General features: G+C 70.8%; 15 protein-coding genes. 3 read left to right on the top strand and 12 right to left on the bottom strand.

All coding sequences use genetic code 11. The features are described from left to right. Nucleotides 1-78 precede the first annotated feature (78 nt). The 11 genes from AN218_RS16010 to AN218_RS15960 form a co-directional block, all read right to left on the bottom strand. Nucleotides 79-1,290, bottom strand: a complete 1,212-nt coding sequence (locus tag AN218_RS16010; RefSeq protein WP_070017560.1) for an LLM class flavin-dependent oxidoreductase — start codon at nucleotides 1,288-1,290, stop codon at nucleotides 79-81. After that, nucleotides 1,287-2,165 (bottom strand): alpha/beta fold hydrolase, encoded by an 879-nt coding sequence (locus tag AN218_RS16005; protein WP_070017559.1) that lies wholly within the window; start codon nucleotides 2,163-2,165, stop codon nucleotides 1,287-1,289. Before AN218_RS16005 ends, AN218_RS16010 begins: the two co-directional genes overlap by 4 nt. 250 nt (nucleotides 2,166-2,415) lie before the next feature. Further along, nucleotides 2,416-3,261: an SDR family NAD(P)-dependent oxidoreductase gene (locus AN218_RS16000; RefSeq protein WP_107421473.1), complete on the bottom strand. Its 846-nt coding sequence runs from the start codon at nucleotides 3,259-3,261 to the stop codon at nucleotides 2,416-2,418. A 42-nt stretch (nucleotides 3,262-3,303) separates the two neighbouring features. Then, on the bottom strand, nucleotides 3,304-3,969 hold the full coding sequence (locus AN218_RS15995; RefSeq protein WP_079132222.1) for a carboxymuconolactone decarboxylase family protein: 666 nt from the start codon (nucleotides 3,967-3,969) through the stop codon (nucleotides 3,304-3,306). Continuing rightward, nucleotides 3,966-4,877 (bottom strand): alpha/beta fold hydrolase, encoded by a 912-nt coding sequence (locus AN218_RS15990; protein WP_070017557.1) that lies wholly within the window; start codon nucleotides 4,875-4,877, stop codon nucleotides 3,966-3,968. Before AN218_RS15990 ends, AN218_RS15995 begins: the two co-directional genes overlap by 4 nt. 133 nt (nucleotides 4,878-5,010) lie before the next feature. Beyond that, nucleotides 5,011-5,868 (bottom strand): ABC transporter permease, encoded by an 858-nt coding sequence (locus AN218_RS15985; RefSeq protein ID WP_079132221.1) that lies wholly within the window; start codon nucleotides 5,866-5,868, stop codon nucleotides 5,011-5,013. Continuing rightward, nucleotides 5,865-6,782, bottom strand: a complete 918-nt coding sequence (locus tag AN218_RS15980) for an ABC transporter ATP-binding protein (RefSeq protein ID WP_070017556.1) — start codon at nucleotides 6,780-6,782, stop codon at nucleotides 5,865-5,867. The genes AN218_RS15985 and AN218_RS15980 overlap by 4 nt, the downstream gene beginning before the upstream one ends. A 43-nt stretch (nucleotides 6,783-6,825) precedes the next feature. Then, on the bottom strand, nucleotides 6,826-7,878 hold the full coding sequence (locus AN218_RS15975) for an ABC transporter substrate-binding protein (protein ID WP_141747594.1): 1,053 nt from the start codon (nucleotides 7,876-7,878) through the stop codon (nucleotides 6,826-6,828). Between the two features lie 248 nt (nucleotides 7,879-8,126). Then, a complete protein-coding gene (locus AN218_RS15970) occupies nucleotides 8,127-8,792 on the bottom strand; it encodes a flavin reductase family protein (protein ID WP_070017554.1) in 666 nt (221 codons plus the stop codon). After that, entirely contained in the window at nucleotides 8,785-9,717 is a 933-nt protein-coding gene (locus tag AN218_RS15965; RefSeq protein WP_070017553.1) for an FAD:protein FMN transferase, read from the bottom strand. Before AN218_RS15965 ends, AN218_RS15970 begins: the two co-directional genes overlap by 8 nt. A gap of 215 nt (nucleotides 9,718-9,932) precedes the next feature. Beyond that, nucleotides 9,933-10,580: a GntR family transcriptional regulator gene (locus AN218_RS15960; RefSeq protein ID WP_070017552.1), complete on the bottom strand. Its 648-nt coding sequence runs from the start codon at nucleotides 10,578-10,580 to the stop codon at nucleotides 9,933-9,935. A gap of 203 nt (nucleotides 10,581-10,783) precedes the next feature. Here AN218_RS15960 and AN218_RS15955 point away from each other — a divergent pair, with 203 nt between their 5' ends. Further along, nucleotides 10,784-12,307, top strand: coding sequence for an aldehyde dehydrogenase (locus AN218_RS15955; RefSeq protein ID WP_070017551.1), 1,524 nt, complete (start codon nucleotides 10,784-10,786; stop codon nucleotides 12,305-12,307). A gap of 46 nt (nucleotides 12,308-12,353) precedes the next feature. Beyond that, nucleotides 12,354-13,829: an FAD-dependent oxidoreductase gene (locus AN218_RS15950; RefSeq protein WP_070017582.1), complete on the top strand. Its 1,476-nt coding sequence runs from the start codon at nucleotides 12,354-12,356 to the stop codon at nucleotides 13,827-13,829. Between the two features lie 64 nt (nucleotides 13,830-13,893). Here the strand turns inward: AN218_RS15950 and AN218_RS15945 are convergent, their stop codons facing one another. After that, a complete protein-coding gene (locus AN218_RS15945) occupies nucleotides 13,894-14,481 on the bottom strand; it encodes a TetR/AcrR family transcriptional regulator (protein WP_070017550.1) in 588 nt (195 codons plus the stop codon). 256 nt (nucleotides 14,482-14,737) lie between these two features. Here AN218_RS15945 and AN218_RS15940 point away from each other — a divergent pair, with 256 nt between their 5' ends. Next, on the top strand, nucleotides 14,738-15,919 hold the full coding sequence (locus AN218_RS15940) for a uroporphyrinogen decarboxylase/cobalamine-independent methonine synthase family protein (protein ID WP_070017549.1): 1,182 nt from the start codon (nucleotides 14,738-14,740) through the stop codon (nucleotides 15,917-15,919). Nucleotides 15,920-16,002: the final 83 nt, after the last annotated feature.

Genomic DNA, 16,002 nt, shown 5'->3' with positions numbered 1-16,002 from the left:
GTCTCTCGGCGGTGCGGTGCGGTGTACGGGTTCGGGTACGGGCGCGGGAGGCGGCCCGCATCGGGGACAGGACCCGGGTCAGGACAGGGCGCTGGCCAGGACCGTCTCGACGGGGTGGGTGTCGTTGTCGACGCGCCAGGCGGTGTCCTCGTCCTGCCAACTGCGGCCGATGGGCGCGACGGCGGGCAGCACCTCACGTGCGAACAGGCAGAGGCTGTCCCGGACTTCGTTGCTGGTCATCTCGCCGGCCTGGTTCATGAGGATGAGGTTGCCGACGCCGGTCCGCTCGTAGAGCCGCTGGATCTGCCGGGTCACCGTGTCCGGGGTGCCGACGAGCATGATCCCCTCGTCGACCAGCCGCTCGAAGCTGTACTTGCGGACCTCGCCGAGCTTGCCGCGCAGCGACGCCACGGCCGCCGCGGTCGAGGAGTACCCGGGCGGATTGGCCGCTCCGAGCCGCAACTTGCCCTGCTTGAGATACCAGAGCAGCTTCCTGCCCGACTCGCGTGCCTGCTCCTCGGTGGGTGCGACATGGCAGAACGCCAGATAGGCGAAGTTGTCCGGGGAGGGCTCCGGAAGACCGGCCTCCACCGCCGTCTGCCGGTACAGCCGGAAGGACTTGGCGGTGTCCTCGTACGTCCCCAGCAGATTGCACAGCGTGTAGCCGTGCCGGGCCGTCCACTCCACGAGCCGCCGCGTGGTGCCGCTGACCCAGATCGGCGGGTGCGGCTGCTGGTAGGGCCGCGGCCACACGCTCACATACCGGTAGTGGTAGAAACGCCCCTCCCAGGAGAAGAGATCCCGCCTGGTCCACGCCTCCTTGATGAGGTCGTGGGCCTCGAAGAACATCTCCATGTTGTGTACGGGGTTCTGGTTGGACGGGTAGGTCTCGCCCTGAACCCCGCGTACGAAGCCGCAGTTGATGCGCCCCGCGCTGATCGCGTCGAGATAGGCGACCTCTTCGGCGACGCGTACGGGGCTCTCCCGGTGGGGGAGCGGCGTACCCAGTACCAGGACCCGCCCGTGCCGGGTGCGGGCGAGCACCGAGGCGGCGCTGAGCGTCGCGGAGACGTGCAGCGTGGAGGCCGACTGGTGGTGCTCGTTGACCATCAGGTCGAGGCCGAGCTCGTCGGCGAGTTCGTACTCGTCGAGGTAGCGCTGATACAGCTCGTAGCCGCGCACCGGGTCGTAATGGCGGTTGGGTATGAAGTACTTCAGGCCGCGGTGCTCCGCCTCGGCCTCCGGCGGGACGTACGGATACGGCATCTCGCTGAAGTGGAAACACTTCACCGCTCTTCTCCTGTCTTCAGGTGTTCCGAGACGAAGGCCGCCACGGTCTCGGCGAAGGCCCCGGGCGTCTCCAGGTACGGGTAGTGGCCGCTGCCGGGGATCTCCGCGTAGCGCGCCGAGGGGATGAGGTCCGCGAGGGCTCTGCTGTGTCCGGGGGCGACCATCCGGTCCCTGTCTCCGGCGACGACGAGCGTCGGCATGGTCAGCACATGCAGCCAGCGGCGCAGCCGCGGATCGTGGAGGAAGGGCTTCCAGACGAAGCGGGAGAGCGCGGCGCGCTCCGCGAACGCCTCTTCGTACTCCCGGTCGTCGAGACCGGCGGGGAAGCCCGGCATGCGCAGACCGTGACAGGCCGACGGGTCGGCCCAGCCCAACTCCACGGTCTCCGCCGGGTCGAGGAGGAGGATGTCCGCGAACTCCCGGTCGGTGGGCCCGAAGAGCTTCACCCCGTACGGCGCGACGAGGGTGAGCGAGGCGAACCGGTGGCGGGCGCGCACGGCCATCTCCAGGGCGATCCAGCCCCCGAAGCCCGCCCCGGCGAGGTGCAGGGGGCGCGGGTCGGGGGTGTGGCCGTGGGGAGCGCTGCCGTTGGCGCGTCCGCCGTTGCTGTTGCTGTTGCTGTTGCTGTTGTCGGCGGCAGCGGCGCGGCCGTCCTCGGCGTCCAGCCGCAGCAGATGGTGCTGTGCCAGATCGGCCACGGAGTCCCACTCCAGGGCCTCGCCCTCCAGCGGGGCGCCGAACCCGGGGTGCCGCGGCAGATCCAGGTCGAGGCCGAGCGTCCGCGACAACTGCTGGATCCCCGGCGCGGGTTGGGCGGTCACGTCCGCGTCGTGCAGGAACAGCAGACGTTCGCCGGTGGTGGTCACGTCGGTCATGTCCGTCCTTCCCAGCGGCGGATTCGGCACAGCCGAACTGCCGTACATGATAAACATGATGCTGTTTAGCGGCAAGAGCTCCGCCCCTGCGCGAACTTCTGTGAACCCCCGTGGACTCCCGCGATCTGCTGCGCTCTCCTGTGAGCTGCGAACGATGAGCTGCGAGGGGCCGGTTGGGGCGATCAGTTGAGACGGTCGGTTGAGGTCGGGGCCTGGACGGTCGCGGCCTGGACGGCCGGGGCGGCCGTCGCTAGCGGAGCGGTCCCGGTGCGGCACGGTGTCCGCCGTACCCGACGGGCTGGAGCGGTCCGAGCGCGTCCCGGAAGGCGCCGTCGATGTCCTCGACCTCCCACCGGTCCGCCTCGGTCATCTCCCCGATGTCCGGGTGCGTCATCAGTCCCAGACCGCGGCGTGCCCGTCGTACGACCTGTCCCGTGACGCCCTCGGACCGGTCGCTGAGCAGGAAGGTCACCACGGCGGCCACCTCCTCGGGGGCGGCGTGGCCGTCGTACGGCGGGAGCTTCATGTCGGTGACGGCGAGCGGTGAGACGGCGTTGACGCGGATCCCGAGCGGCAGCAGATCCAGCGCCCAGCCGTAGGTGAGCGAGGCGACGGCTCCCTTGGTGGCGCCGTAGACGGCGGTCTCCGGATGTCCCAGATGCGTCCCCGACGTCACGTTGACGATCGACCCGGTGCCGCCCTGCGCGCGCATGCGCGCGATCGCCGCCAGTCCGCAGTGCACCGTTCCCAGGACGTTGACCTCGACCACGGCGCGGATACGGGCCGGATCCTCCGCCCAGGGCTGCGCCTGGTGGAAGATCCCCGCGTTGTTGACGAGCCCGTCCACGGACCCGAATTCGTCCGCGCACCGGTCGACGATCCGTGTCGCCGCGTCCGCGTCCGCCACCGAGCCCGCCGCGCTCACGGCGCTGCCGCCGTCCTCGCGGATGCGGGCGGCGACGCTCTCGGCGGCCGCCTCGTCGACGTCGTTGACGACGACGGACGCACCGGATGCGGCGGCGTGCAGGGCGTAGGCACGTCCCAGCCCCCGGCCGGCGCCGGTCACGACCACGGAACGTCCGCTGAGGACCCCCATGTTCACCGACTCCCTTCCTGTTCCGTCCCTGTCCGCGGCCGGCTAGACCTCGAACGCGTTGTTGACGAAGGCGATGATCTGGTAGTAGCCGGCGGTGACGACCAGTTCGAAGACGCCCGCCGTCGACCACAGGGATTCGACCTCGCGGAACGTGCTCTCCGCGACCCGGTTCTCCCGCAGCAGCCCCGTGACGAAGCCGTACACCGCCCGCGCCTCCGGACCGGAGAGCACGGGCGTCTCCGTGTGCAGGCTGCGGATGGTCTCCTCCGGTACGCCCGAGGAGCGCGCGAGTTCCTCGTGGGCGCGCCACTCCACGGGGCAGTCGGTGTGGACGGCGACCGTGAGGATCGCCAACTCCCGGGCCCACAGCGGCAGTTCGGACCGGTAGCGCACGGCCACACCGAGCCGTTCCAGGGCCGTACCGACCCCCGGGCTGAGCAGCATCGCGCGGTACGGGCCGCTGAGCACGCCCTCCTCGTCCGCGACGGGGAAGAACGACGCGTGCTGCTGCCGGGGTCCGCCGACGATGGTGCGGTAGAGCGTGTCCTGGTCCGGGGTCAACTCCTCGGGCGTCAGGCGGGGGAGACGTACGGAAGGGCTCACGGGCCCTGAACTGCCGTTCCCTGCCTGCCGCTTCGCCTCGTCCGCCGAACCCGACGTGCCGTCCCCGGTGTTGCTCGCCGTGCCGTTCGCCGTGCCGCCCGTCATGGGACGGCGGGAGCGCCGGCCCGGTCCGCCTCGGAGAGGAACGCACCGAGCAACTCGGCGGTGGCCTCGGGCTGTTCGACGTTGGGCGCGTGCCGGGCGTCGCCGAGGCGGCGTACGGAGACCGTGGGGGAGAGCCCCTCGAAGTGCTCCGTCCAGCCCGGTTCGAGCAGGGTGTCCCGGTCGCCGCCGACGATCAGCAGCGGTACGGGGCAGTCGCGCAGCGGCTCCGGCCACGGCGCCTCGGCCGGCTTCGCGGACGAGGCGGACGCCGCTGCCGGGGCGGCCGGTTCGGGCGGCGCCGGGTGCTTCAGCCGTCCGGCCAGAATGGCCTCAACATGGCCCGGCTTGCGGGTGTTGGCGTAGCGGGCCCGTGCGTTCTCGTCGAAGCCCGGGCGGTCCTCGTCCATCATCAGCGACAGCAGCCGCCGTACGTCCTCTTCGGTGCCGTCGAACCGGCCGAGGTCTTCGAGGGCCTGCCGGGTGCGCCACGGTCCGCCGCTGCCCGAGATGCTCACACCGCTGCGCGCGGGCAGGGCGCTCGGCGTCGATGCGAGCGCCCGCAGGACCAGCGAGCCGCCGAAGGAATGGCCCACGAAGTGCGCCCCATCCGGTGCCGCCACGCCCACCGCTGCGCAGAAGGCGGCGAGATGAGCGGTGCGGTAGGCGTAGGGCGAGCGGTCCAGATAGACGACCTTGTCGGTGCCGCCGAAGCCGAGCAGATCGGGGGCGAGGACGCGGTACCGCTCGGCGAGGCGCGGAATCACTCCGGCCCAGGTGGTCCAGGCGTCGGAGCCGAAGGAACCGTCGTGGACGAGGACCACCGTGGACTCCGGGGCGTCCGGGGCCAGTTCCCAGTAGTGCGTGACGTAGCCGTGGGCGTCCACGGTGAGCGACTGAGGTGACGTCATCGTTCCTTCCTTGTACGGCTTGTACGAGTACGGCTTGTGCGGCTTGTACGGGTGGCGAGCCGGACGCGGTGCGGGACCGCCGGCGGCGGGTACGGGCAGGGAACGTCCCGACTCGGTGCCGTGGACGGGCCGTTCACTCCGCGTGCCACGGGGCGAGACGGTTGCCCAGACGGGTGATCGCGGCGGAGACCAGCCAGCCGGTGAGGCCCACGATCGCCAGGCCGACGAACATCACGGGCACGTCGAGCACCTGCCAGGAGTTCCAGATCAGATAGCCGATGCCGCCGTCCCCGGAGACGAACTCCGTGGAGACGAGGATGATCAGCGCCTGTCCGAAGCCGAGACGTACGCCGTCGACGATGGACGGGATCGCGGCCGGGACCGTGATGCTGCGGAGCCGGACGAGACGCGGGATCTCGAACGCGGTGGCCACGTCCCCGTACACGGGGTTGGTGTAGAGCACCCCGGACGAGGTGTTGATGCACACGATGAAGAACACCCCGAGCGCGATCAGCGCGATCATGCTGACGTTGCCCACCCCGAAGAAAATGATCATCAACGGGAAGAGCGCCAGCTTCGGCAGCGGATAGATGCCGTTGACGACCGAGCTGAGGGCGTAGCGCGTCACCGGGTGCAGACCCGTGGCGAGCCCCACGACCAGTCCGGCCACGGCACCGATCAGAAAGCCGACGGCCAGACGCATCCCCGACTGGCCGAGAGCGTCGAGGAGTTCGCCCCGCATCTGCGCGTCGAACGCGAACTTCAGCGAGTCGTGCAGGATCGCCGTCGGCGGCGGGAAGAACCGCTCGTCGAGCACGCCGACCCGGGTCGCCAGCTCCCACAGGCCCAGCAGCACCAGCGGTGTGAGCACCGCCCACGCCTGACGCCGGTGCCGGGTGCGGGTCCGGTCGCGGCGCAGCCGCTCGACCTGGACGGAGACGTCGGTGTGCGCGGTGGGCGCGGGGGCGCTGCGCACCGGTGCCGTCGTCATCGCGCCACCTCCGCCTTCTCGGCCGCGGGGCCGCCGCCCGGGAGCGAACCGGACGCCGACGCGGACGCCGACGCCGGCGAGGATGCCGACGCGGACATCCCGACCTCTCCCGCGATGGACTCCCACAGGTCGACGACGAGATCGCCGAAGACGCTCTCGCGCCGCATGTCCGTGACGCTCCGGCCGAGCGCGGGCACGTCCCGGACCTTGCGTATCCGGCCGGGCCTCGCCGAGAGCACGACCACACGGTCGGCGACGGTGACGGCCTCCTCGATGTCGTGCGTCACGTACACCACCGTCGAGCGGGTCTGCTGCCAGATGTTGAGGACCTCCTGCTGCATGATCAGGCGGGTCTGGGCGTCCAGCGCGGCCAGCGGCTCGTCCATGAGGAGCAGATGCGGACGCGTCGCCAGGGCGCGGGCGATGGCGACCCGCTGCCGCATGCCGCCGGACAGCTCGTGCGGATACGCCTGCGTGAACCCCGCCAGCCCGACGAGGTCGAGGACTTCGGCGACCCGGGCGTCCGCCTCCGTACGCTCCAGCCGCAGCCGGCACAGGCCGAGCCGGACGTTCTGCCCGACGGTCTGCCACGGCAGCGTGGAGTCGGACTGGAAGACGGTCGCGCTGGTGAGCCGGCCGGCGCGGTGGGCCTCGCCGCCCGGGGCGGGTCCGGCGGCGCCGGCCTTTCCGTCGACGTTCCAGTCGACCCGCCCGTCGTAGACGTCGTCCAGCCCGGCGAGAATCCGCAGCAGCGAACTCTTTCCGCACCCGCTGGGTCCGATGACCGCCACCACCTCGCCGCGCTGCACGTCGAGATCGACGGAGTCCAGCGCCTGCACGGCGGTTCCCTTGCGGCTGAGGAAGATCTTCGTCAGTCCTTGAATGCGGACGGCGGTCTCATCCGGTGGTTCCATTGCGTCCTCCTTGACGCCGGGGCGTGAGCTTCTGGGCTGTTCGTCACGGGGCCCGGTATGCGCCGAGTTTCTTGTCGGCGGCTTTCGCGAACGACGGGTCGATCAGCTTCTTCACATCGACCGTCTTCTTGAGCGTCCCCTGCTTCACATAGAACTTCTGGAGTTCGTCGAGATAGTCGGCGTCGAGCCGCTGTTCGGGATCGAGCGCACAGGGGCGGGTCTTCTCGATGAGGCTGAGAGGCATTTTCGACTCTTTCGCGATCACCTGAAGGACCTTGCGCTTGTTCTTGCCGTGGAAGAGCGCGTCGTTGTACGCCCGCACTCCCTGCATATAGGCGGTCATGAACGCCTGGGCGGTGTCGCGGTGTTCGAGGAACTGCTTTCCGTACATCAGACCCGTGAGGACTTCTCCGTCGCGGGGTGTGCCCTCGGTGAGGTCCGAGGCGGGCTTGACGATCCCCGCCTCGATGCCCTGTGTGAAGAAGGGCTCCAGCATCACGGCCGCGTCGGCCGAGCCGCCGCGCAGCGCCCCGATCTGGTCCGGGGAGAGGATGGGCACGATGTCGAAGTCCTTGAGGGACATCCCGTGCCGGCGCAGCAGATTGTCCAGCATGTAGACCTGGATGGACAGCTTGCTGTGTACGGCGATCTTCTTTCCGCGCAGCGCCTTCAGGGTCTTGTCGAGACTGGAGCGCTTGTACTCGGATTTCACCGCGAGTCGGGTGGAGGAGACGCCGGGCCTGATGCTCTGCTTGTCGCCGACGACGCGCAGATCCAGATTCCGGTCGACGCCCTGGAAGACCCCGGGAGCGAGCGAGGCGCCGGCGACTTCGAGGTGTCCGGTCGCCAGCGCGTTGGTGATGGCGGGGGCGTCCTTGAGCCTGGTGTACTCCACCTTGATCCCGGCCTTGCGGAAGTAGCCGAGATGATCGGCGAGGAAGATGCCGGCGTCCGCCGTGACCTTCTCCGAACCGATGCGGACCGTGGTGAGTTTTCCAGGTTCCTTGTCGAGGGAGCCGCTCGCGGAATTACCGCAGCCGGCCAGCAGCGCGCCCGCGACGGAAAGGGCTATGCAGCGCCACAGAGCTCTTTTCATGGGAAGTCCTTCGTCGAGCCGGTGGAGGTGGATCGAAGGGATGGGGTTCGTGAACTGCCGGCGGTTTCCGCGGCGTTCGGTGGGACGCGATGTCCGGACGCTCACTGCGTCGACGTCGTCCACGTCTGCGTTCTGACGCCTGTGTTCTCACGTCTGCGTCGAGGGCTGCGTTGTACGAGTGCGGTGTGCGGCCGCGTATGTGCGGCGGCGATGTACTGCCGCGTGTGACGGCTGAGTTCGTGGCTTCGCTAGGGCTGCGTCTGTGGCTGTGTGTCCGGGGGCGTCTCGGGGTGGGAGGCCGGCCCGGCTACGGCGGGGACGGGCGGCTCGTGCGGTGCGGCCGTCCCGGTGGCGGAGTGGAACGTCCCGTAGCTCCCGCCCAGATACAGCAGCGGTTCCGCATCGGCCTGGAACCGGGCGTGCACCACGGTCCCGCAGAGGATCCAGTGGTCGCCGCCACGGTGCACGTCCGCCGTCCGGCATTCCAGTACGGCCGAGGTCCCGGCCGCAAGGGTCGGCACCGGCGTACGTCCCGGGACGATCACCGACGCCAGTTCGCCCAGGTCCTGGTCCCGCGAGGAGAAGGCGTGCGCCCAGGCGGCCCGGTCGGCCGCGAGGAAGTTGACGCTGAACCGCCCGGTCTCCCGGACGGTGGCGGTCATCCCCGTCTTGTCGTCGACGGCGACGAGCAGCATGGGCGGCCGTCCCGACAGCGAGACCGCCGACGTACAGGTGATGCCGCGTGTGCCGCCCCCTCCCGTACGGGCCAGCAGCACGGCGACGGGGGAGGCGACCTGCCGGAAGGCGTTCCGGAAGAGGGTGTGTTCCACGGCCCGGTCGTCGTCCCGTGCCGGGACCCGGGGGATCCGGGGGCCGCCGGGGACGCGGTCGCGCAGCGCTTCGCCGTCAGTCATCGCTCTCCTCCGTGCTGTCCGTCCTGGTCAGCCGCCAACCGCACACGCCCGGGCGGCCGGTGAGCCACGGAAGGACGTCGCTGCCGCCGATCACCAGCGCGGTGCTGGCCCACTCGGCGCACGCCCCCGTGGAGGCGATGACCGTCGCCTGTGTGATGTCGGAGCGGGACGGTCTGCCCGTCCGCGGATCGATCAGATGGTGCAGCCCGTCGCCCCAGCGCCGCTTCGCGACACCGCTCGTGGCGACCGCGCCGTCCCGGACCACGACGGTGCCGTCGCCGCCGGGCAGTGCGACCGGCCACCCTTCCCCCGTGGGTCCCGGTCCCCGGCAGGAGACGTCGCCGCCCAGCGAGGCCGCCGCGTCGGGGCCGAGCCAGGTGACCACGTCGTCCGCCCACAGCCCCTTGGCGAGCGCACCCGCGTCCAGGGCGTGCCCGGGGAGCAACCGCGCCTCGCGGCCGCGGAGTTCGAGCACGGACGTCAGCGGCGGTACGGGGCGCTGCCGCGCGGGCCGCTCGCCCCAGTCCTCACCGGCCGCGGGCGGCCAGGAGCGTACGTAGCCGGAGGCGAGCAGGCTCGGCAGCACCGCGATGTTGACCAGGCCGTCGCTGACGACGGCCGCGTTCAGGGCGACCCGCAGCACGCGGTGCATCTCCTCGGAGACCGTGCACCAGCGTCCGCCGCTCGCGTTGAGCCGCGAGAGTTCGCTGTCCGCGGTGAAGCGGGAGAAGCGGCGGTCCAGTTCGCGGAGGCGCTCCTCCACGGCGTGGAACGGGACGTGGGGACGGCCGGTGCACGCGAAGGCGACCTCGCAGCCGAAGACGGTGCAACTGTGCCGGGCCACGCCGCGGCTGTCGTCGCGGGGTGCCGTCCGGGGCGGCCGGGAGTCCGCGAGCACGGGCTTCCGGAGAGTCGGGGGAGTCATCCGCACCAGCTCCTCTTCCGGTGAGCGTGAGAGTTCCGGTGAGCGTGAGAGCGGCGTTTAACATCCCATTCATGATACGAGTTTTCAAGACCGCGTCACCGATGTTTCCAACCGGCTCTCCCCGGACGACATCTGCGAGGCCGCCCGCCGCCTGGCCGCCACCGAGCCGCCGCCGGGCCGGCCATCGCGTCGCCGGCGGTCAACTGCCGTACGTACTAAGGGGATTCGAGCGCCGAGGCCGCCGCGTTGCGTACATGGGCGCACCACAGGTCGCTCGCGAGGGAGGCGTCACGGGACTCGATCGCCCGGACCACCTCCTCGATCTCCGCGATGCTCTGCGCCGCACGCCCCGGACGGGACAGGGAGAGCGAGCGCAGCCGCGCCAACCGCCCCTGGAGCAGGCCCGCTTGGGATTCGAGTGCGGCGTTGCCCGCGCCCGCGTAGAGCACCTCGTAGAACTCCTCTTTCGCCTGGAGCATCGCCGAGGTGTCCTCGGAGCGGTGTGCCGCGGCCAGTTCGCCGAGCCGCTCCTTGAGCGTCGCGACCTGCTCGTCCGAGGCGCGTTCCGCGAACAGGCGGACGGCGAAGCACTCCAGGGCCTCGCGCAGTTCGTAGACGTCCCGTGCCTGTGCCTGTGTGAGGACGGCGACGACGGGCCCCTTGTGCGGAGGGATCTCCAGGAAGCCCTCGGCCTCGAGTTGGCGGCACGCCTCGCGCACCGTGTTGCGGGCGACGTCCAGCCGCTCGCACAACTCCCGTTCCACGAGCCGCTGTCCGGGAGCGAGAACGCCGCTGACGATCTCCGCCCGCAGGGCCTCGACCACCTGCGCCCTCACCGGCGCCACCACGCGCGCGACCTTCACCTGACCTCCTCCTGCCGGGACGAGCGGAAGCGTATCCGACCCCGTCTACCCAACCGACCCATTGACCAATTGTATTACGATCCATACTCTCCAGGGACGGGAACGCTCACCGCGGAGCCCACCGGTGCGCAGCGCCCAGAGCGCGCACAGCGCACAGGCTGCGCGCGGAGGCGCCCGCCGCACGCGTCACAGAAGGGCAGGTCATGTCTCACGCCACGTCCGCCGGCGCGGACTCGCCGGCCGAGCCTCGCCGCTACGGCCTGTTCATCGACAACAAGCAGACCGAGCCGGACTCCGGCGCCCGTGTGGAGGTGACCGACCCCGCCACGGGCGCCGTCTGGGCCAGCGTCCCCGACGCCTCCGAGACGGACGTCGACCGTGCCGTCACCAGTGCGCGCCGCGCCTTCGAGGACGGCGACTGGCCCCGCTACCGGGCCGCCGACCGCGCACGCTTCCTGATCCGCTTCGGCGAGGCCGTCGCCGACCACGCCGACGAACTCGCACGGCTCCAGGTCGACGAGAACGGCAAGCTGCTGCGGGAGATGGCCGGCCAGGCCAAGCTGATGCCGGAGTACTTCAACTACTACGCGGGACTGGCCCAGTTGCCGACCGGCACCACCAACCCGCTGCACGTCACCGACATGCTCAACTACACGGTGCGCGAGCCCCTGGGCGTGGTCGGCGCGATCACACCGTGGAACTCGCCGCTGCTGCTGCTGGCCTGGAAGCTCGGCCCGGCGCTCGCCGCGGGCAACACGCTCGTCGCGAAGCCCTCCGAGGTCACCCCGGTCTCCACACTCCGCTTCGCCGAACTCGCCGCCGAATGCGGGTTGCCGCCCGGTGTGTTCAACGTCGTGACGGGCCTGGGCACCCCCTCCGGTACGGCGCTCACGGGCCACCCGGACATCGACAAGATCGCCTTCACCGGGTCGACCGCCACCGGGCAGGCCATCGCCCGGCAGGCGGGTGCGACGCTCACCCGTGTCTCCCTCGAACTGGGCGGCAAGTCCCCGAACATCGTCTTCGACGACGCGGACCTCACCAGTGCCGTGAACGGACTCGTCGCCGGGATCTTCGGCGCCAGCGGGCAGACCTGCATGGCCGGCTCCCGCATCCTCGTCCAGGAGAGCGTGTACGAGGAGGTCACCGCCGAACTCGCCGCGCGCGCCGAGGCGGTGCGGGTCGGCGACCCGCACGACGAGCGGAGCGAGATGGGCACCATCGCCTCGCGCGCGCAGTACGAGAAGGTGCTGCGCTACATCGACGTCGCCGCCGCGGACGGCGCCCGGCTCGCCGCCGGCGGCTCGCCCGCCACCGTCGAGGGCCTGCCCGACGGCCTGTTCGTCCGGCCCACGGTCTTCGCGGACGTCACCAACGACATGCGCATCGCCCAGGAGGAGGTCTTCGGCCCCATCGCGGCCGTCCTCCCCTTCCGGGACGAGGCGGAGGCCGTACGGATCGCCAACGACTCCCCGTTCGGCCTGGCCGCGGGCGTGTGGACCGGCAACGTGCAGCGCGCCCACCGGATGGCCGCCCGGCTGCGGGCCGGCACCGTCTGGGTCAACAACTACCGCAAGACCTCCTACGCGACGCCCTTCGGCGGGTTCAAGCAGAGCGGCCTCGGACGCGAGAACGGGGCGGACGCGCTGCGCGAGTACACCGAGGAGAAGAGCGTCTGGGTCGACACCGGGCAGGGCGTGAAGGACCCCTTCAACCCCCGTGCCTGAACCCGTCCGTCCGTTCAACGGTGAACACGAGGAGCAGGGGACGCTCATGAGTGAAACGGCCAACCGGCCGCAGCCGCCGGCCACTTCGGCGCCGCGGCGGCGACCCGTCGTCGTCATCGGCTCCGGGATCGCGGGACTCTCGGCGGCCGTCTCCGCGGCCGAGGCCCTGGCAGACACGCAGGGTCCGCAGGGCACGCAGCGCTCGNGGGCGGGGGAGGCGGGAGAGGCCCGCGTCGTCGTGGTCGAGCGTGCCGAGCCGCACGAGGCGGGCGGCAACACCCGCTGGACGTCGGCCTATCTGCGCCTCGACGACGTCTACGAACCCGGCGACTCCTTCGTCGAGGACATCCTCGCCTTCTCCGACGGCCGCACCCCCGCCGCGTACGTGGAGACGCTGCTCGACCTGCTGCCCGAGACCATGGAGTGGATCCAGGAGCACGGCGTGCGCTTCCGCCGGCTCCCCACGTACTTCATCAACAGCAGCCGGCGCCGCCTCCAGCCCGTCGGCGGCGGCGAGGCGCTGCTGGCCGCGCTGCGCCCGGCGGCCGAACGCCTCGGCGTGCGCTTCCGGTACGGAACGACCGCGCACCGCCTGGTCCGTGACGACGCGGGCAGGGTCAGCGGCGTGGTCGTCGCCGGCCCCGACGGCGAGGAGACCCTTCCCGCGGACAGCGTGATCATCGCCTCCGGCGGCTTCGAGGGCGACACGGACGCGCTCTCCGAGGCCCTCGGCAAGGACGCCTCCGGACTGCGCCCGATCGCCCCCGGCGTGCTGTTCAACAAGGGCGAGGGCATCCGCATGGCGCTCGACGCGGGCGCCAGGGCGGGCGGCCAGTGGGACAGCTTCCACGCCGAGCCCGTCGACCCCCGCAGCCCCGATCCGGAGGCCCTGGTCATGGTCTTTCCGTACGGGATCCTGGTGAACGAGCGGGGCGAGCGCTTCGTGGACGAGGGCCGCGGCACCGTGGACGAGACGTACGAGTCCACGGCCCGCGCGATCTGGCAGCAGCCCGGCGGCACCGCGTACTTCCTCACCGACCGCAGCTTCGAGTCCGTCACTGCCCGCGACCGCGGACTGCTGACCACCGCCAAGCCCGTGGTCGCCGACAGCCTGGAGGAGCTGGGACGCCGACTGGGTCTGCCCGCCGAGAAGCTGGCGGAGACCGTGGCCACCTTCAACTCCTCCGTACGGCAGGGCGGTTTCGACTGGCGGCAGCCGGACGGCAAGGGGACCGAGGGGCTCGACCCGCCGAAGAGCAACTGGGCCGTGCCGCTGGCCGATCCGCCGTTCCTGGCCTATCCGATCGTCTGCGCCGTCGTCTTCACCTTCGGCGGGCTGGAGACGACGGAGCAGGCCGAGGTGGTGGACGGGACGGGGGCGCCCATCCCCGGGCTGTACGCGGCGGGGGAGTGCACGGGCATCTACCACGGCAAGTACCCGGGCGGCACGTCCGTGCTGCGCGGCATGATCTTCGGCCGGATCGCGGGGCGCCACGCGGCGCGTGCGCTGTCGCGTTCCTGAACGGCGTCGACTGCCGCCGTACGCGGGGCCGTCGTCCGGGACGGCCGGCTTCCCGGCCGCGCGGTCAGACGCCGTGACGGAGCAGCAGCAGCTCGCCCAACTCGCGTGCCCGGGCCGCCGCGTGGGCGTCCCCTTCGGAGGCCGCCATGATCGCGCCCTTCATCAGCAGATGCCACTGGTGCGCGAAGTCCTCGCTGTCGGCGACGCCGGCCTCGGCCGCCACCGAGGCGAGGAAGGCGCGGATGGTGGCCAGGTGGGCGATGGCCGCCCGGCGCGCGGGACTGTCGGCGTCGTCGATCTCGACCAGGGTGTTGAGGAAGGAGCATCCTTCGAAGTCGTCGCGGGAGAACCACTCACCGAAGAGATCGAACACGGCGAGCAGCCGCTCACGTGCCGTCGCCGCCCGGCGCCCGGTCTCCGCGCGCAGCCAGTCCTCGGTCCACAACTGCTCCCGCCGCCGCAGGAAGTCCAGGATCAGGTCCTCCTTGGAGGGGAAGTTGCGGTACAGCGTCATCTTGGCCGTCCCCGCGTGCGCGATGACCGTGTCGACGCCGACCTTCTGGACTCCGCGGCGGCTGAACAGCTCGTAGGCGGCACGTCCTATGCGTTCCCTGCCCGCACGCGGCTGCCGCGGCTCCTGGTCCTGCGCCATATCCACCGCCTCACCGGTCAGCGGGATGCTACACGTCTCCGCACCCGTCGCCGCAGGCGAGGGACGTGCCGCGGACCGGTACGGGGATATGCGGCGTTGACCGGAGTGCACCCGGACATTAGCTTGAGCGCGAGAGAGACAGGTCTGTCTCGGCGGGCCCGGCGCCATGGTCGTGTGCTTCTCCAAGTCCCTTCCGGCACACGCCCATTGGTCCGCTCTGCAGCGAACTGACGGCGGCACCGAAGGAGACGTTGGCATGAGCGCTTATGACCCGAGGACGGCGACGGGCATCCCCACAGAGCCGGTCGGTTCACTGCCGCGACCGCAGAGGTTGCAGCGGGCGTACGCGGAGTACGACGCCGGTGCGATCGGCAAGGACGAACTGGAGGTCGAGCAGGAGACCGCCGTCCGCGACAGCCTGGAGCGGGGAGCGGAAACCGGGGCTCCGATCATCTCGGACGGGGAGCAGCGCTCGTCGAGCTTCGCGACCTACCCGCTGACCGACACCCTGGCCGGCACGGGCCTGGCGGAATGTCTGTCGGCCGACGGCGGACAGTACTTCGCCATCTTCTCCGACGGCCACGGGCGGCAGTTGCCCCGCCTGAAGCACGGCCCCTTCCGCTACAAGAACTACGCCGCGCAGAGTCTGCGCAAGTCGGTGCCGAGCAGCAGGCTGCCGCTCAAGCAGGCGGTCATCGCGCCGTCGATGCTGTCCCTGCTGTATCCGCTCGACGAGGAGGTTCCCGGTTACTCGCGCGAGGAGTTCGAGGCGGACCTCGTCGACGAGTGCGAGAAGGACATCCGCGAGGCGTTCGCCGCGGGTGCCGCCCGGGTGTCGCTGGACTTCACCGAGGGCCGGCTCGCCACGCGCAACGATCCGCGGAATCCGTGGACCGCGGCGAACCTGCTGGCGCACTTCATCGAGATCAACAACCGCGTGCTGGCGCGCTTCACCGCGGAAGAGCGCTCCCGCATCGGAATCCACACCTGCCCGGGAGGAGACCGGGACGCGGTGCACAGTGCGGATGTCCCGTACAACAACCTGTTGCCGGAGATGTTCCGGATGAACGCGGGCTACTTCCTGATCCAGCTCGCCAGCGAACGGGACAAGGACCCGGTGTACGAGTCGATCGGACGCCATCTGCGCGGCGATGCCGACGGTGTGGCGCAGACCGCCTACATCGGCGTGATCAACCCGCTGACGCCGCGGGTGGAGAGCGCCGAGGAAGTGTGCGAAGCCCTCGTGCGCGCCTCGGAGTTCATACCGAAGGAACAGCTCGGCGCCACGGACGACTGCGGATTCTCGCCCTTCAGCCTCGACGAGAAACCCAACCACGGCTCACCGGACTTCGCGCGTGACGTCGCGTTCCAGAAGATCGCCAGCCGGGTCGCGGGAGCGCGGATGGCCGCGGAGAAGCTGAACATCCCCGTTCCCTGACCCGTCCCGGTCCTGGCTGATCGCCGGCTGGTCGCCGGCTGACGGAACCGGCTCCGCCCTCCCGGAGACCTTCCGGGAGGGCG

This window comes from Streptomyces nanshensis (assembly GCF_001751255.1).
Lineage (GTDB): Bacteria > Actinomycetota > Actinomycetes > Streptomycetales > Streptomycetaceae > Streptomyces > Streptomyces nanshensis_A.
This window is presented reverse-complemented; position numbering and strand designations above follow the sequence as displayed.